Here is a 21,781-nt window from a genome sequence, read left to right as displayed (position 1 = left end):
AACTGCGCGACCAGCCACGACGGACCCGCACCAATCACCCAAGCCGATCCCGCACATAGGCCCGCCACTGCTCGGTGAACTCCTCCAGCGACGTACCCAGAACCTCTTGCATCCCCGCCTCCACCGCCCCCGCCCTCTTCTCGTGATCCCCCACGGCCCGGTAGAACTCCCCCAGCCGCACCTCGCCCCACCGCTCGGCGATCATCCGGCAGGCCAGCCATCCGCCCTCATAGGCTCGCGCCAGCGAACCGGCGTCGCCGCCGAAACCGAAGTCCTCGTCGCCCGGCAGCGCGTCGGGTACCCGTCCCTCGGCCACCGCCCGCGCCAGCTCCGGCGCGGCCTGCGGGGCCGTACGTCCGGTGCCGCGGTAGCCGACCCAGTCGGCGTACCCCTCGGAGAGCCACAGCGGAGTGGCCGCCGAGGTCGACGCGCGGGTCGCGACATGGGTCGTCTCGTGCGTGAGGACGACCTGCCGCCCGAAGGCACCGAGCACCCCGTACGCGTCGGGGTTGACGATGATCCGGTCCGCGGGCGCCTTCGCGGATCCTCCCGCCTCGCCCGTGGTGACCGCGGCGATCCCCCGGTACCCGGACGCGGGCGCCCCGAGCAGCCCCGCCATCGCGTCCAGCGACTTCGGTACGAGGACGACGACCCGCCGCGACCACTCCTCGCCCCACGCCTCCCGCACCGCCGGCACCGCGCGGTCGGCCAGTTCCGCGTAGTGGCGCAGCGCGTCGCGGGGACGCCCGACGCCCAGGACGAGGCTGTGCTCGCCGCGTACGGCCTGGACGGCCCCCTGCTCCCACAGTTGCTGGCTGGAGTCCTTGGCGGGCCGGTCGGCGGTCACGTACCAACGTCCGTCGGCCCGTGCCAGGCTCAGTGTGCGGGCGGTGACGATGGGGGCCTTGTCGTAGCCCTCTATGCGGTAGCGGAGTTCCGCGTCGGCCGTGGCGCGGTCGCCGGAGCGGCGGAGGCCGGTCACGCGGTACGCCCAGTCGGCCAGCGGAACCCCCCGCAGGTTCCTGAACTCGGTGCGCGCGGTGGCCCGTTCACCGGCGGCGACGGAGGCCGGTGCCTGCGTCGCCACGAACTCCCGCTCGCTGCCGTCGCGCACCGCCGCCGCCCGGGTGTCGAGCACGCGCTGGACGTCGCCGGACGCGCTGTCGGTCCCGGAGCCGCCTCCGCAGCCGGCCGACGCGGTCAGAGCCGCCAGCAGCACTCCCACGATCCACCTCGGCGCATGCCCACGACCAGCCACGACCCTGATCGTACGGCGCCCGGCCCGTGTGGTCAGGGGCGCGTCACGGTGTTGACGGGCATCATGCCCACCGGGTCGTAGCGCACCGGGGCGCCCGGGTAGGGGGCGTGGATCACCTGGCCGTTGCCCACGTACATACCGACATGGCTGGCGTCGCCCCGGTAGGTGACGATGTCGCCGGGCTGTGCCTGGGAGAGCGGCACCGCCCGTCCGGTGTGCGCCTGGGCCTGCGAGGTGCGCGGCAGACCGACACCGGCCTGCGCGTACGACCACTGGGTGAGGCCGGAACAGTCGAACCCGGTGGGTCCGTTGGCGCCCCAGACGTACGGGCGGCCGACGGCTGAGCGGGCCGCGGCGACGGCGGCGGCCGCGCGGCCGGAGGACGGGACGGCACCGGTGAGGTTGGGGACGCGGCCCGAGCGGGAGGCCCGGTCGTAGGCGGCGCGGTCTGCGCCGGGCATGGCGTTGAGCAACTGCCGTGCCTTGGACAGTTTCTGCTCGACGGTGCGCTTGTGCCGGGCAACCGCCTTACGGCTCCTGTCCAGTTCGCCGAGCTTGCGGGTCGCCTCCTCGCGCTCCTGGGAGAGATCTCGCATGGCGCCCTGCAGTTCCTTGAGTTCCCCGGCCTGCCGGGAGCTGATCCGGTCGAGCACGGCCGCCTTGTCGAGGTAGTCGTCCGGGTCGTCGGAGAACATCAGCGCCAGCGAGGGATCGAGGCCGCCTGAGCGGTACTGGGCCCCGGCGAGCGAACCGAGCGCGTCCCGCATGGTGTTGATGCGGTCCTGCTGTCTGGCGATCCGGTCCTGCGCCCTGTCCACCTGGTCGCGCAGTGTGTCCGTGCGCTCGTCTGCCTTGTTGTACGACTCGGTGGCGTGCTCGGCCTCCTCGTACAGCCGGTCCACCTCGGCACGGGTGTCGTCCTGCGGCGCAGCGCCGGCCGGCAGGACGCCGAGGGCCGCGGCCGCGGCGGTCAGTACGCACAGGGTGGCGCCTCGGGCGCCCCGGTCGAAGCCGGACGGTACAAGGCGGCGATGGGACCCCACAGGAAGCCGCACTCCCTTCCGCTGACGTACCCCCGGAGTTGGGGGAAACGCGGCAGACAGTAGCCGTGCGACTACGCGGTGGCCAAAGACCCATACGGGTACACAACGTGACGCCCCGCCTCAGACGCAGGTCATCAGCGGGGCGTGGGGTCAGCGGGAGTTGCGGGAATTCGCCCGTTCGGGCGGCGTGGCGATCAACCTCCCGGCGGGCCCGGAGACGTTCCGGGCCGGACGGGGAATCGGATCGCGGACGACCGGGCGAGGGAGCCCGGGATCAGACCCGGACGCCGAACTGGAAGGTACCGATCGTGCTCATCGACTCGAGGCGCACGACGGCACCGGGCTTCGGGGCGTGCACGATGACGCCGTTGCCCGCGTACAGACCGACGTGGCCGAGACTGTTGAAGAAGACGAGGTCGCCGGGCTTGAGCTGATCGCGGCCGATCTTCGTGCCGTCGTTCTGCTGCGTGTAGGTGGTCCGGGATATCGACACACCGGCCTGGCCGTACGCCCACTGCGTCAGACCGGAGCAGTCGTACGAGTTGGGGCCGCTGCCGCCGGAGACGTACGGCTTGCCCATCTGGGTCTTGGCGGCGGCGAGGGCGGCGGCGCCACGCTCGGAGGCGGGCACCTCGTTGCCGAGCTCGATGCGGTCCCCGGCGTCCCGGCTGGCGCGCGTGTCCGCGGCGTTCAGGGCCGCCTGCTCCTTGGCGGTCAGGGTGTTGAGGAGCTTGCGCGCGTCGGCGAGCTTGGTCTGGACTTCCTTCTTCTTCTGACCCAGGGTCTTGCGGGTCTCGGAGAGGTCCTTGAGCTTGCCGGCGGCTTCCTGACGCTGCTGGGCGAGGGTCCGCTGCTTCTCCTGGACCTTCTTCAGCGCCTCGACCTGCTGGGCGCTCAGCTGGTCGATCGTGGACGCCTTGTCGAGGTAGTCGTCCGGGTCGGAGGAGAGGAAGAGCTGGACGGAGGGGTCGATCGCGCCCGTGCGGTACTGGGAGCTGGCCATCAGACCGAGGCTGTCGCGCATGGTGTTGAGCTCGTCCTGGCCTCGCGCGACCTGGTCCTGGATGGTGTCGATCTCTTTTTCGAGCTTCTCCTGCTTCTCCTCGGCCCCGTTGGCCTTGTCGGTGGCGCGCTCCACCTCTTCGTAGAGCTTGTCGACCTTGGCCTTGACCTCGTCCTTGCCCGGCTTCTCGCTGGGCGCGGCGTTGGCCGCCTGCGAGCTGAGGGCCACGGCAGCGGCGGCGGCGGTGGTGAGCACGGTCACGCGGGTGCGGCTCGGCTGCTTCGGTCGACGGTGGGACGCCACGGAGGCGAGCTCCTTCATTACCTCAGCCGCCCACCGAGAACACCGGTTGGCGGTGCCCCTCCACCGTCACTCCCAATGAGTGATCACCCGAGTAGAGGTTCGACGGCTGACCCTAGTGATGTTCTTGTGATCAGTTCAAATCCTCCTCGGAAAAATCTCGGTCACCGACCGCATTCTTTGCACTCAACTCACATGCAGTAATGCTCGCTTGACGCTACGTTGCGTGAAGGTTTCGCCAATTCGGGCAAGCTGCACATGTGTTGCGCTTGGGGCGTCTGTTACGTAGGTGACGTACGCCATCAGAAGGTCGGCCGCGCGAAATTCCCTTGCGCGCCCGCTTGAAACCCGCTCGCCCAGCCGCCCGGAACACGCTCGCCCGGCTGCCAGGAACACGCTCGCCCGGCCGCGCGAGAACCCCTTGCCCGGTCGCGCTAGAACCGCTTCAGGAGCACCGCGGAGGCCACCGGGCGCGCTCCCGCCTTCGCCACCCCGTCGGCCACCTCACGGTCCGTCGAGACCACGATGACGGGCCGCCCGGGCGGCTCGGCGCGCACCAGCTGGCGGATCAACTCGTCGGCGGTGACGCCGGGTTTGGAGAAGAGCACCCGCACCCCGCGCGGCGGGGCGAGCAGCACCGGGGCGGCCAGCTCGGCCCCGTCGAAGACACAGGTGACCTCGGCACCCGTCTGCGCGGCGAGCTGCGAGAGCTGCCCGAGGAGCCGCAGCCGCTGCTTCTCCAGGGGCATCTGCGGATAGCCGGTCTTGGTGACGTTGTAGCCGTCGACGACCAGATGCGCCTGCGGCAGCGCGAGCAGCTGGTCGAGGATCGCGGGATCGTTTTCGGACAGCGCGCGGGCCGCGATGTCTTTTGGTGTCATCCGTCCCGGTTCGACCGCGTCCACGGTCTCCGCGGGCCGCACCGACACCGGCGGCAGGGCGAGTTCGCGACGCAGCCCCTGAGCCGCGTCGAGCACGGTGTCAAGCAGCAGCCGTACGCGCATGTCCTCGACACTGCGTCCCTCGCGGGCCGCGCGGCGGGTGGCCTCCAGAGTGGCCTCGACCTCGCTCAGCCGCGCCTTGAGCCGCCGCGTCTCGCTCTCGGCGGCGGACACATGGGCCTGCCCCTCGCCGCGGACGGACTCCATCTCTCCCCGCAGCTTCCGCAGAGCCGCCTCGCCACGCTTGACGTCACTGAGGGCCCCGCGCAGCTTGCGGTGAAGCGATTCGGCTTCCTTCTTCGCCGACTCCAGCTCCGTCCGCAGCCGCTCCGTCTCGATACGGGTCTGGCCGCGCGCCTCGGCGAGCTCCTCACGCAGCCGGTCCAGCTCGGCGCGGGTCTCCTCGTCGGCACGCTCGGCGTCCGCCCGCAGGGCCTCCTCGCCCGCGGCGGTCACCAGCTTCACCCAGCCCGGGGGACGCAGCACATAGGCCGCGGCCGCCACGTCCAGCGGGTCCGCGGCCGGGGGCGGCGAGCCGGAGTCGAGGGCGCCGGTCAGCTCCGACTGGGCCTCTCTGAGCTTCTCGGCGATGCGCTGTCTGAAAAGTGGGTCCGTCTCCAGCGCGGCCGCCATCGCGTTGCCCGCGAACTTGGCACGGCGGTTGGGGGCGAACCGAGCGTACTGCCGCAGCTGTACGGGCAGTTCGGCCACGGTCAGCCCGCCGAAACCGTCCGAGACGATCTGTACGACCCTGCGCCGCACGCCGTCGGGCAGCGGACGGTCGAGCACCTCGGCGGCGCCGTCGTCCGGCTCCCCGCCCGTGGTGGTCTCCACCATCCTTCACCCCATCGTCCGTGCGGGGCCCGCTCCTGTCAGGAGCCGGCGCCCGGCCTGTCCACCAGTTCCACCTGATCCACCGCGTTGCACCAGCGACAGCGCACCGACTCGATGGTCTCACTGACCACCTCGCGCTCCTCGATCTTCGGTTCCCCGGCCAGGTCCAGATGCACGTACTCGACGACCTTCGACGAACGTGTCACGTCGAAGCGCGTGAGGTTGCCGCAGAGCGTGCAGCGCCACCGGGTCTCGGCGGTCGGCAGGGGTACCGTCATCGTTGCAGTCGCTCACTTTCCTGAGTCCTCATGCCGCACCAGGTTCCCTGGAGCGTGTGGCTCGTAACCCTAAGGCCTGGCGGGTACTCGACGCCCGTCCACCGGGAGCGGCGAGGCGCTCTGTGCGGTTCGGTCCCGTTACGTCATGCTCTGTTCATGATCGGCAACTGGGGTAGCCCCGTCGACAGGGCGGTGAGGGCAGTCCGGGGGGTCCGGGGTCAGTCCGCTCCGGTGACCTACGGACTGATCGCCCTGTGCTGCCTGGTGTTCGTGATCGGTCCGCTCTCGGGCCTCAGCCCCGCGTACGGCACCGGTGACGAGCTGCTTTCCGCGCAGCGGGCCTATTTCGAACGCTGGGGCGTGGTGCCCGTCGAACTGTTCGAGGGGACACCGAGGGCCGCTCTCACTCCGGCCACCGCCCTCTTCGTGCACGGCAGCTGGCTGCATCTGCTGGGGAACATGCTCTTCCTCTATGTCTTCGGGGCGATGGCCGAGGAGAGGATGGGCCACTTCGCGTTCGCCCTCTTCTATCTGGGCTGTGGTTACCTCGCCCTGTTCGGCTACGCGGCCGCCCACTCCGACTCCGCGCAGACGTTGGTCGGCGCGTCCGGGGCGATCTCCGCGGTCCTCGGTGCGTTCCTCTACCTGTTCCCCAAAGCCCGGGTGACCAGTCTCTTTCCGTTCCTCTTCTTCCTGCCGCTGCGGTTTCCGGCCTGGGTCGTCCTGCCCTTCTGGGTGTCCCTCCAGTGGATGGCGGCGAGCCGCGCGACCCAGGGGCCCGCGGTGGCGTATCTGGCGCACTTGCTGGGCTTCTCGGCGGGGTTCCTCTACGCGTGGGTGCGCTATGGACGTACGACTAGAGTGAAATCCCCAGCGACGGCCACCGAGGGAGAAAACCAGCCGTGATCACCGCGATCGTGCTCATCAAGACCAGCGTGGACCGGATCCCCGAGATCGCGGAGTCGATCGCCGCGCTGGACTCCGTCAGTGAGGTGTTCTCCGTGACCGGCACGTACGACTTGATCGCCATGGTTCGGGTGAAGGCGCATGACGATCTGGCGGATGTGATTCCCGGGATGATCAGCAAGATTCCGGGGGTGGAGGGGACGGATACGCATGTGGCGTTCCGTACGTACTCTCAGCATGATCTTGAGGCTGCGTTCGCGATCGGGCTCGACAACTAGCTCGGGTCGTGGGGTTGGGTGTCGGGTGCGGGTGCGTCGTGGCTTGTCGCGCAGTTCCCCGCGCCCCTTGAGTGGCGCCCCATGCTGCGTCGTCGAGCTCAGATGAAGAGTTCTTCATCCGGCGCTCATCCGGGGTCGCCGGTGGGACCCGCAGCATCGGGCCATGGTTTTCTCTCATCGGATGGCGGCTCTTGCCGCTGTGGTGGTGATTCCTCTGGGGATCGCCGCTACGAGTTACGCCCTGACCGACAGCCCGGAGTCTCCGAAGGTGCCGCCCAAGGTGGAGCTGGAGAGTGGGTCGCCCTCCGCGATTCCCACGTCGACCGCCTCTCCGACACCGACGCCGACTCCGACGCCGAGTGACGAGGTCGTGTCGCGGCCTCCGGTGAGTGACGACGATGACGATGACGACGGACCCGGGGACGACGGCTGAGCCCGCACCCGAACCCATGTCCGGCCCCGAGCCCCATCTCGATCCCGTTCCCGTGCGTCGGCGGATCTCCGCCCGGGTCCGCATCCTGCTCTGGCTGCTGCTCGTGATGGCCGTCGCGCTCGCCGCCGTGGCCACGACCACCCGTTCGATCCTCCTGCGGGACGTCGACTCCCGCGTCAGCGGTCTGCTCGCCCAGGAGGCGGGCGAGTTCGCGAACTTCGAGGAGCGGGGGGTGGACCCCGCGACCGGGGAGCCGTTCACCGAGCCGGGGCGGCTGCTCAAGGTCTTCCTGGAGCGGCAGTACGCCGATCCGGACGAGGAGCTGATGGGGCTGCTCGCGGGAGACCCGGACACGGTCCCGGCGAAGCTCGTCCAGGACCGTGAGATCCCCGCGGCACTGCCCCTGCACGAGGACGAGGCCGGCCGTCGGCAGATCTTCGGGTCCGCCGAGTCCACCGGCACGCTGCACCGCGCCGCCGGGGACGTCCGGTGGGCCAAGGTCGCCATCGCCCGCTCCGGCGGTGAACCGGAGGCCGCCTTCGTGGTCGCCTTCCATCCGGGGCGCGAGCACGACCGCGTGGACGAGGTGTTCCGCATCCTGCTCGCCATCTCCGGGGTCGCGCTGTTGATGACGACGGGGATCGGCTGGGTGGTGGCCGGGCGGATCCTCAAGCCGGTACGTCTGGTGCGTACCGCCGCCGCTCAGCTCACCGAGCAGGACCTCACGCGGCGCATCCCGGTCCGCGGCCACGACGACATCGCCGCGCTCGCCGAGACGTTCAACGCGATGCTCGACCGGCTGGAACGCGCCTTCGCGGCCCAGCGCGAGTTCGTCGACGACGCGGGCCACGAGCTGCGCACCCCGATCACCATCGTGCGCGGCCATCTGGAGCTGATGGGCGACGATCCGGCCGAGCGCGAGGAGACGATCCGGCTGGTCACCGACGAACTCGACCGGATGAGCCGCATCGTCGAGGACCTGCTGCTGCTCGCCAAGACCGAGCGCCCCGACTTCGTCACCCCCGAGCCCGTGCAGCTCGCCGAACTCACCGCCGACGTCTTCGTCAAGGCCCGCACCCTCGGCGACCGCCACTGGGAACTGGCCGAAGTCGCCGACGGAGAAGCCCAGTTGGACCCGCAGCGCATCACCCAGGCGATGGTCCAGCTGGCGCAGAACGCCGTGCAGCACACCGTCCCCGGCCAGTCGATCCGTATCGGCTCGCGCGTCGAAGGCGGCCGCATCGAGTTGTACGTCGCCGACTCGGGCCCCGGTGTGCAGCCGCAGGACGCCGAGGTGATCTTCGAGCGGTTCCGGCGCGGCACCTCACGGCGCGGCACCCGGGGCAGTGGCGCGGGCCTCGGCCTGTCGATCGTGCGGGCCATCGCGGAGGGGCACCGGGGCGGGAAGGTCGGGCTGCGGCAGACCCCGGGCGGCGGGGCCACCTTCGTCGTCGTGCTCGACTCCGTGCCGGACTCTCCCCTTGAGACGGACCGCGCATGAACACCCTCACATGAACGCCCGTACCGGAAAGGCCCGTTGGACATGAAGCGCATCCTGATCGTCGAGGACGAGGAGCGCATCGCCTCCTTCGTCGAGAAGGGGCTGCGCGCGGGCGGCTTCACCACGACCGTCGTCACGGACGGCGACTCCGCGTACGAGTACGCGCTGACCGGCGGCTTCGACCTGGTGATCCTGGACATCGGGCTGCCCGGCCGGGACGGGTTCACCGTGCTGCGCGAACTGCGCGAGGCCCGGGTGACGGTCCCGGTGATCGTGCTGACCGCCCGGGACTCCGTACGCGACACGGTGGCGGGTCTGGAGGGCGGCGCCGACGACTGGATGACCAAGCCGTTCCGGTTCGAGGAACTCCTCGCGCGGGTTCGGCTGCGGTTGCGTACGGCGGCGGGGGTTCCCGAGGTCACCGTGCTGCGCTGTGGTGACCTCACGCTGGATCTGCGTACGCGGCGGGCTCGGGCGGGCGAGCGGGTGGTTGACCTGACGGCCCGTGAGTTCGTGTTGCTGGAGCTGTTCCTGCGGCATCCCGGGCAGGTTCTGTCGCGTGAGCAGATCCTGTCGCATGTGTGGGGATACGACTTCGATCCGGGCTCCAACATCGTTGATGTGTACGTTCGTTCGCTTCGGAAGAAGCTTGGGGCTGAGCGGGTGGAGACTGTGCGCGGTATGGGGTATCGGCTACCCGTGTGAGTGTTCCGCTGCAGAGGTTGTTTGTCGGCTGCGGGCCGGACTTGGCTTGTCGCGCAGTTCCCCGCGCCCCTTACGGGGCTCGTGTGAAGGTTCCCTCATGTGGGGCTCATTGGAGGCTCACCGCCCGGCTGAACTCTGAATGTCGTGAGTCTGAATTTTCGGCAAGCCGCCGCCCTCTGTGTGGCCCTGAGTCTCTGTGCCCTGCTGATCGTGCCCGGCAACTTTCCCGGGCTCGGTGGTGACGCGCGGCTGACGCTGGCCGTGTTCGCGCTGGCGACCTGTGCGTGGATCGGTACGCCCATCGACGACACGTACATCGCGCTGGGCGCGGGTCTCGCGCTCACGGTGACCGGCGTGATCAGCAGCGAGACGCTCTTCGGCACGCTCGGGGACTCGACGGTCTGGCTGCTGATCTGTGCCTTCGTGCTGGCGGCCGCGGTGGCGCGGACGGGGCTCGCGGGGCGGGCCGCGGCCTTTCTGGTGGGTGGGGCGCGCAGTGTTCGGCAGTTGGTGCATCTGACAACGGCCGCGCTGGTCGTGACGGCCTTCGCGGTGCCCGCCACCTCCGGACGGGCGGCGCTCGCCCTGCCCGTCTTCCTCGCGCTCGCCAAGGTGCTGGCCGACCGGAAGCGACTGGTCGTGATGCTGGCGCTGCTCTTTCCGACCGTGATCCTGCTGTCGGCGGTGGCGACCCTGATCGGTGCGGGTGCGCATCTGATCACGGTGTCGGTGCTGTGGGAGACGACCGGGGACCGTATCGACTTCACTCAGTGGCTGCTGCTCGGACTGCCGTTGGCCGTGGCGTCCTCCCATCTGGCCGCCGAGACCGTGCTGTTGACGACGACTCGGCGCGCGGATCGCCGAACTCCCGTACGGATCACCGCCGATGACATCCAGCAGCACAGCGAGCAGCCCGTCACCGGCCCCTGGTCGCCGGCCGAGTCGCGGTGCGCGCTGCTGCTTGCCACGGTGGTCGCGCTCTGGTGCAGCGAGCCCCTCCATCAGGTGTCCCCCGCGGTCGTCGCCCTGATCGGCGCGGTCGTCGCGGCCTCGCCCGCACTCGGGACCGTGGGCCTGAAGGACGCCCTGAAGACCGTTCCCTGGTCGCTGCTCCTCTTCATGGCGGCGACGATGGCGATGGGCGTCGCGCTCGCGGATTCGGGGGCGGCGGAGTGGCTGGTGTCCGGGCTGCCGGCCGGCGTGGACCCGTGGCTGTTCCTCGCGCTCGTCGTCGCGGTGAGCACGGCCGCCCATCTGGTCCTCCAGTCCCGCTCCGCCCGCTCCTCCGTCCTCGTGCCGCTGGTGGTCGCGGCGGCGGTGGGCGCTGGGGTCAACCCGGTCGCGGCCGCGCTGGCGTCCACGGCCGCGGCGGGCTTCTGCCACACGCTTCCGGCCTCGGCCAAGCCGGTCACGCTCTTCGCCGAGATACCCGGCACGCCGACGTACACCCCGCGCGACCTGCTGCGTCTGTCCGCGGTCCTGGCCCCGCTGACGGCGACGCTCGTCCTGCTCTTCGCCCTCACCGTATGGCCGCTGCTCGGCGTACCGGTACTGAAGCCCTGAAGCCCGGAAGCCCGGAAGCCGTCCCAGCCGTCCCAGCCGTCCTAACCGCGAAGCCCCCAAGGAGCCCCTCCCATGCTGACCCGTTTCGCCGTCGCCCCCAGTGGCTTCAAGGAGTCCCTGTCCGCCCAGGCCGCCGCCGACGCCATCGCGGCGGGCGTACGCCGTGTCGTACCGGACGCCGAGGTCGACCTGATCCCCCTGGTGGACGGCGGCGAGGGGACGGCCCGGGCCCTCGCCTCGGCGACCGGGGGCCGACTGGTCGCCCTGCCCGCCACCGGCCCGCTCGGCGAGCCCGTGGGCACCCACTTCGCACTGCTCGGCACGGGCCCGGGCGTCGGCCCCGGCTCCGCCGACACGGCCGTCGTGGAGATGGCGGCGGTGGCCGGCCTCTCCCTCGTCCCGCACGGCCTGCGCGATCCGGGCGCCACCACCACGTACGGCGTCGGCGAGCTGATCCGCGCCGCCCTCGACACGGGCGTACGCCGCATCCTCGTCGGCTGCGGCGACTCGGGTACGTCGGACGGGGGCGCCGGAGCCCTACAGGCGCTCGGCGCCCGCCTGCTGGACGAGGACGGCTTCGAACTTCCGCAAGGCGGCCGGGAGTTGACCCGCCTGCACCACATCGACCCGAAGGGCCTCGACCCCCGCCTCGCCGACACGGAACTGCTGGTCGCCTGCAACCCGTACAACGTGCTGTGCGGTGAGCGCGGCGTCGCCCGCGTCTTCGGTCCGCAGAAGGGCGCGACCCCCGCGCAGGTCGAGGAGCTGTCCGCGGGCCTGCAGAACTGGGCGTACGTCCTCACCCGGGACCTCCCGGTCACCTGCGACCTGTACGGCGGCCCCGGTACGGGTGCCTCCGGCGGCCTGGGCGCGGGCCTCGCCGCTCTCGGCGCCCGTCTCCTCCCCCGCTTCGAGGTGCTCCTCGACCATCTCGACCTGGACGCCCGCCTCGCCCGCGCCGACCTGGTCCTCACCGCCGAGGGCGCCCTGGACCACCAGACCCCGCGCGGCAAGGTCCCGGCCGAGGTGGCCCGCCGAGCCAAGCTGAACGGACGCCCGGTCCTCGCCCTGGCGGGCACCCTCGGCGAGGGCGCCCACACGGTCCCGGGCGTGGACGCCTTCACCGGCATCCTGCCCGCCCCGATGGCCCTGGCAGAGGCCCTCGTACGAGCCTCCGAACTCCTCACGGACGCGACCGAGCGGGCGCTGCGGATGATCCTGCTGGGGGCGGGGCTGCCACGGGGAGCGGGCGTGTGAGCGCAGCCCCGGCGGGGCGGCGGCAGACGCTCGGGGAGCCACCCGCCGGTCAGACCGCCGGAACGCAACGCCCTTCCACCGTGCGGTAGTTCCACTTCGCGCCGTCGCGTACGAGTTCCTTGACGGCTCGGACGAACCGCTCGACGTGCTCGTCCGGGGTGCCCGCCCCGAAGCTGACGCGAATGGCGTTGAGGGACTTCTCGCCGGGTGCCGCCTCGGGGGCACCGCACTCTCCCTGGGACTGCGGGTCGCTGCCGAGGAGCGTGCGTACGAGCGGGTGGGCGCAGAACAGGCCGTCCCGCACCCCGATGCCGTACTCGGCGGAGAGCGCGGCGGCGAAGTGCGAGCTGTTCCAGCCCTCGACGACGAAGGAGATGACGCCGACGCGGGGCGCGTCGTCGTCGAAGAGGGAGAGGACACGCACCTCGGGCACCTCGGCGAGACCGGTCCGGACGGTGTCGATCAGGTGCTGCTCCCGGGCGACCAGCGTGTCGAAGCCGGCCTCGGTGAGGGCCTTGCAGGCGGAGGCGATGGAGTAGGCGCCGATGACGTTGGGCGACCCGGCCTCGTGCCGCGCGGCGCTCTCGTGCCACTCGACGTCCACGCCGCCGTCCACCCGCCGTGAGACCTTCCGCGAGGCGCCCCCGCCCGCGAGGTACGGCTCGGCCTCGGTCAACCAGTCGGCGCGTCCGGCGAGGACACCCGACCCGAAGGGCGCATACAGCTTGTGCCCGGAGAAGGCGACCCAGTCGACGTCCAACTCCCGTACGGACACGGGGTAGTGGGGCGCGAGCTGGGCGGCGTCGAGCACGATCCGGGCGCCCTGCGCGTGGGCGGCGGCGGCCAGTTCCCGTACGGGCCACAGCTCGCCGGTGACGTTCGAGGCGCCCGTGACGCACACGAGCGCCGGCCCGTGGGGGTCCCGCTCGGCGAGCGCCCGCTCCAGCGTCGCGACGGCCTCGCCCGGGCTCCGCGGAGCGTTGAGGTACGTGACGCGGGCGTCCCGCCACGGGAGCAGGGACGCGTGGTGCTCGGTCTCGAAGACAAAGACCTGGCAGTCCGCGGGGAGGGCGGCGGCGAGGAGGTTGAGCGAGTCGGTGGTGGACCGGGTGAAGACGACCTGGTCGCCGTCGCGGCAGTCGAGGAACTCCTCGACGGTCCTGCGGGCGTTCTCGAACAGGTCGGTGGACAGCTGGGAGAGGTACCCGGCCCCGCGGTGCACGCTCCCGTAGTACGGGGCGTACGCGGCCACGTCGTCCCACACCCGCTGGAGGGCCGGGGCGCTGGCGGCGTAGTCGAGCGCGGCGTAGGTGACCTCGCCGCCGGTGACGAGCGGCACGGTGACGTCCCGCCCCAGAACGGGCAGCGAAGCGGAGACAACGGTGGAAACAGACATGGCGAGCTCCTGTGAGGCAGGCGGGAACACCACGCGAGCGGGTACGACTGGGTACGGCTCAAGCGTGGTGGAGGTGGAAAAGGGTGTGCGGAGGCGGGGCTCTACGCCCTATCGCATTCGCTTGCTCACAGAAGGCTCCCTCGGACGACCAGGACCCCTGGTGATGCGAGGGGTCCGCGCTTGCCGTAGACCTCACTGCCTACGGCCTGGTCTTCACCCGGGGCACCCCGCCACGGACGGAGGGTTGCCGGACAGTCGGCCGGGGCCTGATGACTGTCGCTCATGACCTGCCAGCATCTTGCCACACGATGATCCGACCGCAACCCCGTCGTCCGAATACCGGGACGGTCGGGGGCGACGGGGCCTTTCTCGCCCCCGCCGCCCCTACCCATTCCCGTCACTACTCGGGGGCCAGCCCCCGAACCCCCGCTCCTCAAACGCCGGAGAGGCTAAAAGACTGCGCAGTTCCCCGCGCCCCTAGGTTTTTTAGGGGCGCGGGGAACTGCGCAATCTTTTGGGGGTTCGGGGGCGGAGCCCCTGAGGAAGTGACGGGAATGGGTAGGGGCGGCGGGGGCGAGAAAACCCCCCGCCGCACCCGCTACGCGTTGCTCGCCGCCACCCACCGCTCCAACGTGGCCTTCGCCGCCCCGGAGTCGATCGCGTCCGCGGCCTTGGCCATCCCCGCCCGGAGCTGGTCCGCGAGCGGACCGTCCCCTGGCGAGAGAGCCACCAGCGCGGCCGCCGAGTTCAGCAGCACGGCGTCCCGCACAGGCCCGGTCTCCCCGTTCAGCAGCCGCCGGGCCACATCCGCGTTGTACGAGGCGTCGGCCCCCCGCAACGCCTCCACGGGCACCAGCTCGATCCCCACGTCACGCGGATCGAACGACTCCTCGCGCACCTTGCCGTCCCGTACGACCCACACCCGCGACGTGGCCGTCGTCGTCAGCTCGTCCAGCCCGTCGTCGCCGCGGAAGACGAGCGAGGAGTTGCCGCGCTCGGCGAACACGCCGGCCATGATCGGCGCCATCCGGGGATCGGCGCACCCGACGGCCTGCGCCCTCACCTTCGCCGGGTTGGTCAGCGGACCGAGCGCGTTGAAGACCGTACGGATCCCCAACTGCCCACGCGCGGCACCCGCGTAGCGCATCGCGGGGTGGAACTTCGCCGCGAAGCAGAAGGTGATCCCGGCCGTCTCGGCGACCTGCGCCACGCGATGCGTCGGCAGCTCCAGATTGACGCCGAGCTTCTCCAGCACGTCGGACGCCCCGGAGGCCGAGGAGGCCGCCCGGTTGCCGTGCTTGACGACCTTGGCACCCGTACCGGCGATGACGATCGCCGACATGGTGGAGATGTTGACGGTCTTCGCCCCGTCGCCACCCGTACCGACGATGTCGACGGTCTCCCCCGGCACCTCGATCACGTTCGCGTGCTCGTACATCGCCCGGACGAACCCGACGATCTCCTCGACGGTCTCGCCCTTGGCCCGCAGCGCCACCACGAACCCGGCGATCTGCGCGTCGGTCGCCTCGCCCCGCATGATCAGGTCCATCGCCCAGGCGGTGTCGGCGGCGCTCAGGTCGTGTCCGTCCAGCAGGCCGTTCAGCAGGGCGGGCCAGGAACGGACCGCCGCGGTGTCGCCTCCGGCGGGGGTCACAGCGCTCATATGCCGCTCCTGGGTTGTTCGTCCGCGATAGGGACGCCTGTGAAATGTGGGATGTGGGACACGAGATATGGGTCAGCCCATATCTCGTGGCTCATGACTCATGGCTCGTACGGAACAGGTCCACCCTATCCAGCCCCGGGGACGGCAAAGAGCCCCGTCCGGGCAATGGACGGGGCTCCTGCCGTGGCGAACAGGTCGAAGATCAGTGGTGGCCGTGGCCGCTCGTGATCTCCTTGTACTCCTCGGCGGTGGGCTTCGGGATCTGGTTGTCCTCGCCGAAGTACGCGTTGCTGAGCTTGGCGCGCAGCTTCTGCGGGCCCTTCACCTTGCGCTCGACACCGTTCTCGTCGACCGCCGGGCCGATCACGGCCGGCTCGTACTGCTCGTGCGCCGTGAGGGTGTGCAGAGCCTCCTGGCTGAGGGGCTCGTGGACCTCGATGAACTCACCGTGCGGCAGGCGCTTGATGATGCCCGACTCGCGGCCGTGCAGCACCTTGTCCTTGTCGCGGCGCTGGAGGCCGAGACAGATCCGCTTGGTGACGACGAACGCGACGACCGGTCCGACGAAGAACCCGATCCGGACGAACCAGGTGACCGAGTTGATCGACAGATGGAAGTGGGTCGCGACGATGTCGTTGCCACCGCCGATCAGCATGATCATGTACGCGGTCACCCAGGCGACACCGAAGGCCGTACGGGTCGGCGCGTTGCGCGGCCGGTCCAGGATGTGGTGCTCGCTCTTGTCCCCGGTGATCCAGGACTCGATGAACGGATAGAGCGCGAGGACTCCGAGGAAGAGACCGAAGAGCACGAGTGGGATGAACACACCCAGGACGAGTGTGTGACCCCAGAGGTTGATCTCCCAGCCGGGCATCGCGCGGATCAGACCCTCGGCGAAGCCCATGTACCAGTCCGGCTGGGCGCCCGTGGACACCTGGTCCGGCCGGTACGGTCCCAGCACCCAGATCGGGTTGATGGACGCGACCGCGGACACCATCGCGATGAAACCGAAGACCAGGAAGAAGAAGCCTCCGGCCTTGGCCATGTAGACCGGCAGCAGCGGCATGCCGACGACGTTCTTGTTGGTCTTTCCGGGACCCGCGAACTGCGTGTGCTTGTGGTAGAAGACCAGGATCAGGTGGCCGACCACGAGCCCCAGCATGATGCCGGGCAGCAGCAGGATGTGGATCGAGTAGAACCGCGAGACGAAGTCGCCGCCCGGGAACTCCCCGCCGAACAGGAACATCGAGATGTACGTTCCGACGATCGGCGTGGCGAGGATCGCGCCCTGGGTGAAGCGGACGCCGGTGCCGGAGAGCAGGTCGTCCGGGAGCGAGTAGCCGGTGAACCCGGTGAACATGCCGAGGACGAACAGCAGGAAGCCGAACATCCAGTTGATCTCACGCGGCTTGCGGAACGCGCCGGTGAAGAACACGCGCATCATGTGCACGAACATGCCGGCCAGGAAGACGATGGCCGCCCAGTGGTGGATCTGCCGGATGAGCAGACCGCCGCGGACGTCGAAGCTGATGTCCAGCGTGGAGGCGAAGGCCTCCGACATCAGCTGCCCCTGCAGCGGGACGTAGCTTCCGTGGTACTCGATCTCGTTCATCGAGGGGTGGAAGAACAGCGTCAGATACACACCCGTGAGGATGATGATGATGAAGCTGTAGAGGCAGATCTCGCCCAGCATGAAGGACCAGTGGTCCGGGAAGATCTTGCGCATGTTGGCCTTGGCCAGGGAGTAGATCCCCAGCCGGCCGTCGGCCCAGTCGGCGATCTTCTCGCCGGCCGGCGCCTTCTCGCGCGAGCGCGAGTCGGAAGTGGTCGTAGTGCTCATCCGCGCTCCCAGAATGCAGGACCGACAGGCTCGTCGAAGTCGCCGAGCGCCTGAAGGTAGCCCTCGTCGTTCACGCCGATGCGCAGCTGCGGCAGGGCGTGACCGGCCGGGCCGAAGATAACTCGGGCTCCGTCGGCGAGGTCGAAGGTGGACTGGTGGCACGGGCAGAGGACGTGGTGGGTCTGCTGCTCGTACAGGGAGATCGGGCAACCGACATGGGTGCAGATCTTCGAGTACGCCACGATGCCCTCGTGGGACCACTCGAGCTCACGCTTGTCCTTGATGTCGTCCGGCTGCAGCCGGACGATCATCAGGGCCGCCTTGGCGATCTCGGTCTGGAATTCGTGGTCGTGCTCCTCCAGGCCCTCGGGCTTGGCGAAGGTGAGCGAACCCACGGCGACGTCGGAGGGACGCAGCGGCTCGTTCGTGTTCATGTTGACGAGCTGCAGTCCCTTGCGCCACAACGTGTGCCGCAGCTTGTCCTCCGGCAGCGGACCGAGGTCGCGCAGCAGGACGATGCCGGACAGCGGGAACAGCGTCAGCGCGCCGAACATCGTGTTGCGGATCAGCTTGCGGCGGCCGAGCGCGGACTCCTTGGCGCCCTGCTTGAAGTCGGCCAGCACCTTGGCCTTGACCTCGGGCTCCGCCGCGATGGCGTGGCGCTCGTCGGTCATCTCCTCGTCGGACATCAGGGTGCGGGCCCAGTGGACCGCGCCCGCGCCGATGCAGAACAGCGCCAGACCGAGCGTCATGCCCAGGGCGAAGTTCAGTCCGCTGATGTGACCGAGCGGGAAGATGTAGACGATCTTGTCGGCGGGAATCGTCACGAACGACGCGATGAAGCCGACCGTGGCCAGCATCGACAGCGTGAACAGCAGGGCGACCGTGCGCTCGGAGCGCTTGGCGGCCCGCTCGTCGATGTCCTGGATCCGGTGCTCGTGCGGCGGCAGACCGGGGTCCGCGAACGGGTGCTTCTCGTCCGCGACACTCACGGCGCCGTGCGCGTGCTCGTCGTCGGCCCGCTCGGCGGGCAGGTTCTCTTCTGGGGTCTCTTGGCTACTCATGACTTCTTGGCCTTTGCGGTCCGGGCGGCGACCCACACGGCGACGGCGATCAGTCCGCCGAGACCGAAGATCCAGCCGAAGAGGCCTTCACTGACCGGCCCGAGGCCGCCCAGCTCCAGACCACCGGGGCTCTCCGAGTCATTGCTGTTGACCGCGTCGAGGTACGCGATGATGTCCTGCTTGTTCTTCTCCGTCAGCGTGGTGTCGGGGAAGGACGGCATGTTCTGCGGGCCTGTCTGCATGGCCTCGTAGATGTGCTTCGGGTCGACATCCTCCAGCGTCGGGGCGTACTTGCCGTTCGTCAGCGCGCCACCCTTGCCGGTGAAGTTGTGGCACTGGGCGCAGTTGGTACGGAAGAGCTCACCGCCCTTGGCGATGTCCGCGCCCTCGGGGTTGTACTGCGCCTCGGTGGGCACGGTCGGACCGGCACCGAGCGAGGCGACGAACGCCGCGAGCTGGTCGATCTCGGCCTGCGAGTAGATGACCTTCTTCTTCGGTACCTGCGCGCCGGGCTGCTGGGCCGGCATGCGGCCGGTGCCGACCTGGAAGTCGACGGCCGCGGCGCCCACGCCGACGAGACTCGGACCGTCAGTGGTGCCCTGACCGCCGGTGCCGTGGCAGCTGGCGCAGCCGACGGCGTAGAGCTTCTTGCCCTCGTCGATTGCTAGGGACTGGGCGGTCGTACCGGCCTGCGCCTCGTCCGCGGGCGCGAACGCGGTATACAGCCCCCCGGTGCATGCCAGCGCGAGGAGTAGGACGACAAGCGCCGCCAGCGGGTGGCGTCGTCGTGCGGAGAGCTTTTTCACGGATTACCCCGGTGTCAGGATCTTCTGCGTCGATGCTTCTGGAATGTGCTCGGGAACGGGCCCGGCTACTTGATCATGTAGATCGTGGCGAAGAGGCCGATCCAGACGACATCGACGAAGTGCCAGTAGTAGGACACGACGATGGCGGCGGTCGCCTGCTCGTGCGTGAACCTGCGGGCGGCGTAGGTGCGCCCGAGGACCAGCAGGAAGGCGATGAGACCACCCGTCACGTGCAGGCCGTGGAAGCCGGTGGTCAGGTAGAACACCGAGCCGTACGGGTCGGAGGAGAGGGAGAGGCCCGCTTCCTTGACCAGTTCGGTGTACTCGAGGACCTGACCGCCGATGAAGATCGCACCCATGATGAAGGTGACGATGAACCACATCCGGAGCTTCTTCACGTCCCCGCGCTCGGCGGCGAACACGCCGAGCTGGCAGGTGAGGGAGGAGAGCACCAGGATCGTGGTGTTCGTGGCCGAGAACGGGAAGTTGAGATGTTCCGCCATCTCCTTCCAGTGAGTCGGCCCGGTCACCGATCGCAGGGTGAAGTACATCGCGAAGAGGGCCGCGAAGAACATCAGCTCGGAACTCAGCCAGATGATGGTTCCGACGCTGGTGAGGTTCGGCCGATTGACCGACGGGTGCGCGTGCCCGGTTTCTACTGTCGTTGCTGTCGCCACGACCGACATTATGTCGGTCGCTTATCTCGCCCTCACTCCCGGGGGTGCCGTTCGGAGTGTCTGTGGGTCGTGTCCAGCCCATATGGCCCATCGAAGCCCTGTCCGAACCGCTGTTGACCTTGAGTTCAAGGGAGTAGCATCCGCGCATCGGACCCTGTCCGTACCGGTCTCTACGACGCTGACGTCCCGGAGGAAGAATGCAGCCGACCGCAACGGTGCTGGTCTACAGCGACGACTCCAACACCCGTGAGCAGGTGCGGCTCGCCACCGGCCGGAGGCCGGCCGCGGACGTTCCTCCGGTCGAGTTCATCGAGTGCGCGACGCCCGCCGCCGTCATCAAGGAGCTGGACCGCGGTGGCATCGATGTCTGCGTGCTCGACGGCGAGGCCGTTCCCGCGGGCGGGATGGGGATCTGCCGGCAGATCAAGGACGAGATCTTCAACTGTCCGCCGGTGCTGGTGCTGATCGGGCGGCCTCAGGACGCGTGGCTGGCCACGTGGAGCCGGGCTGACGCCGCGGTGACCCTGCCGGTGGAGCCGGTGGAGTTCGCCTCTGCGCTGGCGGGGTTGCTTCGCAGCAAGCGGGCTTTGAGCGCCTGATCGCCCCGCGGGGGATGTGGTGTGGCGACTGCGGGTCCGTGGTGGCTGGTCGCGCAGTTCCCCGCGCCCCTTACGGGGCTTACACGGACTCCGGGCGTAGCCTCAGGCGGGCCTCCGGGCCGGGGCCCTCTGGGGTGTCGGCCACCAGGGCGCTGCCTGTGCGCCATTTCTTCCAGGTGAGGTTCCAGTCGCCGAAGCCGTTGCCGAACGGGGCCATCATGTCGCCGGACGAGTTGACGACCTGGACGATGTCGCCGGCGCGGATGTTCTCGTAGAACCACTGGGCGTTGGCGGTACTCATGCCGGTGCAGCCGTGGCTGACGTTGGCGTAGCCCTGGGAGCCCGTGGACCAGGGGGCGGCGTGGACGTACTCGCCGCTGTTGGTGAGCCTGACCGAGTTGTGGACGATCAGGTCGTAGAAGTCGGAGGAACCGATGCTGGCGCTGGTCATGCGAACGGTACCTTCCTTGCCCAGTACGACCTTGACGCCGTTGCGGGTGTCATAGCCCGGTTTGCCGGTGGTGACGGGGATCGACTTGATCGCCTCGCCGTTCCTGTAGACCGTCATGGAGTGCGCCGAGGCGTCCGTGACGGCCTCCACGCGGTCGCCCGTGGTCAGGGTCAGGGGCTTGGCCTTGCCGCCCCAGAGGCGCTCGGCGACCTTTATCCCGGCCAGGTTGCTGCGGGCGCTGATGGTGGCCTGGGCGGGCCAGTACTCCTTGGGGCGGTAGTGCAGCTTCTTGTCGTCCACCCAGTGCCAGGCGCCCTCCACGGCGGGCCGGGAGTCGACCTTCAGTGAGCGCTCCACGACGGCGCGGGCGGCCTTGTCCTTGACCGGGAGGCTGAGCTCGGCGGTGACGGGCTGACCGACGCCGTACGTGCCCTTGTCGGGCCCGAACTTCACGTCCAGCCGCTTCGTGGTGGGGGTTCCGGTGTCGAAGTCGACGACCTTGCGGCCGGGAGCGCCGTCCTCGTCCTCGGTGCTCACGCGGACCCGGTAGTGGACGCCGGCGGCCAGCGGGGAGGTGCTGTGCCAGCGGGACCCGTCGGCCGAGAGTTCGCCCGCCACGTACCGTCCTGCGGCGTCCGTGGCGGTCACGTCGGTGATGCGGCCGTCGGAGTCCTCGGCGGTGATCTCCAGGGGCTTGTCCGGGTCGGCCTTCTTGCCGTCGTCCACGGGGATGCTGAAGGAGATGTCATCCGCGGCGTCGTACGGCTTGGCCGACAGCGGGTGACCGTCGGAGCCGCAGGCCGTGACCCCGGCGCCGAGGGCGACTATGAGTGCCGTGCTGACGGCTGTGCGGTATCGCGGTGTGTGGCTCATGACCTCACGCTAGGAAGCGGGGCCGGACCCGGCGCGTCGAGTGGGCCGTGCGAGGGACGAGCGGTGTGGCAAAAGAGGGAAGCCCGGACCTCCTGACGGAGTGTCCGGGCTT

At 69.7% G+C, this 21,781-nt stretch carries 20 protein-coding genes and 1 riboswitch; of the genes, 8 read left to right on the top strand and 12 right to left on the bottom strand.

All coding sequences use genetic code 11. From position 1 onward, the window contains the following. Positions 1 to 34: 34 nt before the first annotated feature. The 5 genes from ACIBEI_RS29190 to ACIBEI_RS29170 all read right to left on the bottom strand — a co-directional run bounded on the left by ACIBEI_RS29190 (position 35) and on the right by ACIBEI_RS29170 (position 5,657). The gene (locus ACIBEI_RS29190; protein WP_398893214.1) at positions 35 to 1,258 is read right to left on the bottom strand and encodes a hypothetical protein; all 1,224 of its coding nucleotides are present in this window, start codon (positions 1,256 to 1,258) and stop codon (positions 35 to 37) included. Positions 1,259 to 1,290: 32 nt separating this feature from the next. Continuing rightward, on the bottom strand, positions 1,291 to 2,301 hold the full coding sequence (locus ACIBEI_RS29185; protein WP_398893213.1) for an NlpC/P60 family protein: 1,011 nt from the start codon (positions 2,299 to 2,301) through the stop codon (positions 1,291 to 1,293). Between the two features lie 274 nt (positions 2,302 to 2,575). After that, on the bottom strand, positions 2,576 to 3,607 hold the full coding sequence (locus ACIBEI_RS29180) for an NlpC/P60 family protein (RefSeq protein WP_398893212.1): 1,032 nt from the start codon (positions 3,605 to 3,607) through the stop codon (positions 2,576 to 2,578). A gap of 431 nt (positions 3,608 to 4,038) precedes the next feature. Beyond that, the gene (locus ACIBEI_RS29175; protein WP_398893211.1) at positions 4,039 to 5,382 is read right to left on the bottom strand and encodes an NYN domain-containing protein; all 1,344 of its coding nucleotides are present in this window, start codon (positions 5,380 to 5,382) and stop codon (positions 4,039 to 4,041) included. Between the two features lie 35 nt (positions 5,383 to 5,417). After that, positions 5,418 to 5,657 (bottom strand): hypothetical protein, encoded by a 240-nt coding sequence (locus tag ACIBEI_RS29170; RefSeq protein WP_055615920.1) that lies wholly within the window; start codon positions 5,655 to 5,657, stop codon positions 5,418 to 5,420. Positions 5,658 to 5,813: 156 nt separating this feature from the next. On the opposite strand from ACIBEI_RS29170, the gene ACIBEI_RS29165 reads away from it, so the two are divergent. From ACIBEI_RS29165 to ACIBEI_RS29135, 7 genes are all read left to right on the top strand, one after another. Further along, entirely contained in the window at positions 5,814 to 6,563 is a 750-nt protein-coding gene (locus ACIBEI_RS29165; RefSeq protein ID WP_398893210.1) for a rhomboid family intramembrane serine protease, read from the top strand. Next, on the top strand, positions 6,560 to 6,841 hold the full coding sequence (locus tag ACIBEI_RS29160; RefSeq protein ID WP_055615922.1) for an Lrp/AsnC family transcriptional regulator: 282 nt from the start codon (positions 6,560 to 6,562) through the stop codon (positions 6,839 to 6,841). Before ACIBEI_RS29165 ends, ACIBEI_RS29160 begins: the two co-directional genes overlap by 4 nt. A 163-nt stretch (positions 6,842 to 7,004) precedes the next feature. Continuing rightward, positions 7,005 to 7,274, top strand: a complete 270-nt coding sequence (locus ACIBEI_RS29155; protein ID WP_398893209.1) for a small secreted hydrophilic protein — start codon at positions 7,005 to 7,007, stop codon at positions 7,272 to 7,274. A gap of 16 nt (positions 7,275 to 7,290) precedes the next feature. After that, a complete protein-coding gene (locus ACIBEI_RS29150; protein ID WP_398893226.1) occupies positions 7,291 to 8,775 on the top strand; it encodes a sensor histidine kinase in 1,485 nt (494 codons plus the stop codon). Between the two features lie 42 nt (positions 8,776 to 8,817). Then, positions 8,818 to 9,480 (top strand): response regulator transcription factor, encoded by a 663-nt coding sequence (locus ACIBEI_RS29145; protein ID WP_398893208.1) that lies wholly within the window; start codon positions 8,818 to 8,820, stop codon positions 9,478 to 9,480. A 144-nt stretch (positions 9,481 to 9,624) separates the two neighbouring features. Beyond that, positions 9,625 to 11,043 carry an SLC13 family permease gene (locus ACIBEI_RS29140; RefSeq protein ID WP_398893207.1) on the top strand — a complete coding sequence of 473 codons (1,419 nt, stop codon included), beginning with the start codon at positions 9,625 to 9,627 and terminating at the stop codon, positions 11,041 to 11,043. A gap of 72 nt (positions 11,044 to 11,115) precedes the next feature. Then, on the top strand, positions 11,116 to 12,300 hold the full coding sequence (locus tag ACIBEI_RS29135) for a glycerate kinase (RefSeq protein ID WP_398893206.1): 1,185 nt from the start codon (positions 11,116 to 11,118) through the stop codon (positions 12,298 to 12,300). A gap of 49 nt (positions 12,301 to 12,349) precedes the next feature. Here ACIBEI_RS29135 and ACIBEI_RS29130 read toward each other — a convergent pair whose 3' ends face one another. From ACIBEI_RS29130 to ACIBEI_RS29105, 6 genes are all read right to left on the bottom strand, one after another. Next, entirely contained in the window at positions 12,350 to 13,696 is a 1,347-nt protein-coding gene (locus tag ACIBEI_RS29130) for an aminotransferase class V-fold PLP-dependent enzyme (RefSeq protein ID WP_398893205.1), read from the bottom strand. A gap of 171 nt (positions 13,697 to 13,867) precedes the next feature. After that, positions 13,868 to 13,984: riboswitch (SAM riboswitch) on the bottom strand. 310 nt (positions 13,985 to 14,294) lie between these two features. Beyond that, on the bottom strand, positions 14,295 to 15,359 hold the full coding sequence (gene trpD / locus ACIBEI_RS29125; RefSeq protein WP_398893204.1) for an anthranilate phosphoribosyltransferase: 1,065 nt from the start codon (positions 15,357 to 15,359) through the stop codon (positions 14,295 to 14,297). Between the two features lie 202 nt (positions 15,360 to 15,561). After that, complete coding sequence (locus ACIBEI_RS29120) at positions 15,562 to 17,199, bottom strand: cytochrome bc complex cytochrome b subunit (RefSeq protein WP_398893203.1); 1,638 nt, start codon at positions 17,197 to 17,199, stop codon at positions 15,562 to 15,564. Beyond that, a complete protein-coding gene (locus tag ACIBEI_RS29115) occupies positions 17,196 to 18,263 on the bottom strand; it encodes a Rieske 2Fe-2S domain-containing protein (protein WP_398893202.1) in 1,068 nt (355 codons plus the stop codon). The genes ACIBEI_RS29120 and ACIBEI_RS29115 overlap by 4 nt, the downstream gene beginning before the upstream one ends. Continuing rightward, the gene (locus ACIBEI_RS29110; RefSeq protein WP_307525342.1) at positions 18,260 to 19,069 is read right to left on the bottom strand and encodes a c-type cytochrome; all 810 of its coding nucleotides are present in this window, start codon (positions 19,067 to 19,069) and stop codon (positions 18,260 to 18,262) included. The genes ACIBEI_RS29115 and ACIBEI_RS29110 overlap by 4 nt, the downstream gene beginning before the upstream one ends. A gap of 65 nt (positions 19,070 to 19,134) precedes the next feature. Further along, positions 19,135 to 19,755: a heme-copper oxidase subunit III gene (locus ACIBEI_RS29105; protein ID WP_307525341.1), complete on the bottom strand. Its 621-nt coding sequence runs from the start codon at positions 19,753 to 19,755 to the stop codon at positions 19,135 to 19,137. A gap of 188 nt (positions 19,756 to 19,943) precedes the next feature. Here ACIBEI_RS29105 and ACIBEI_RS29100 point away from each other — a divergent pair, with 188 nt between their 5' ends. Beyond that, positions 19,944 to 20,345, top strand: a complete 402-nt coding sequence (locus ACIBEI_RS29100) for a hypothetical protein (protein ID WP_398893201.1) — start codon at positions 19,944 to 19,946, stop codon at positions 20,343 to 20,345. 79 nt (positions 20,346 to 20,424) lie between these two features. Here the strand turns inward: ACIBEI_RS29100 and ACIBEI_RS29095 are convergent, their stop codons facing one another. Then, a complete protein-coding gene (locus ACIBEI_RS29095; RefSeq protein ID WP_398893200.1) occupies positions 20,425 to 21,669 on the bottom strand; it encodes an Ig-like domain-containing protein in 1,245 nt (414 codons plus the stop codon). Positions 21,670 to 21,781: the final 112 nt, after the last annotated feature.

Origin of the sequence: Streptomyces sp. NPDC050988 (assembly GCF_044456225.1) — a bacterium.
In the GTDB taxonomy this organism is placed as follows: domain Bacteria; phylum Actinomycetota; class Actinomycetes; order Streptomycetales; family Streptomycetaceae; genus Streptomyces.
Note: the sequence above shows the minus strand (reverse complement) of the source record. Positions and strands in the feature narration are given on the sequence as shown.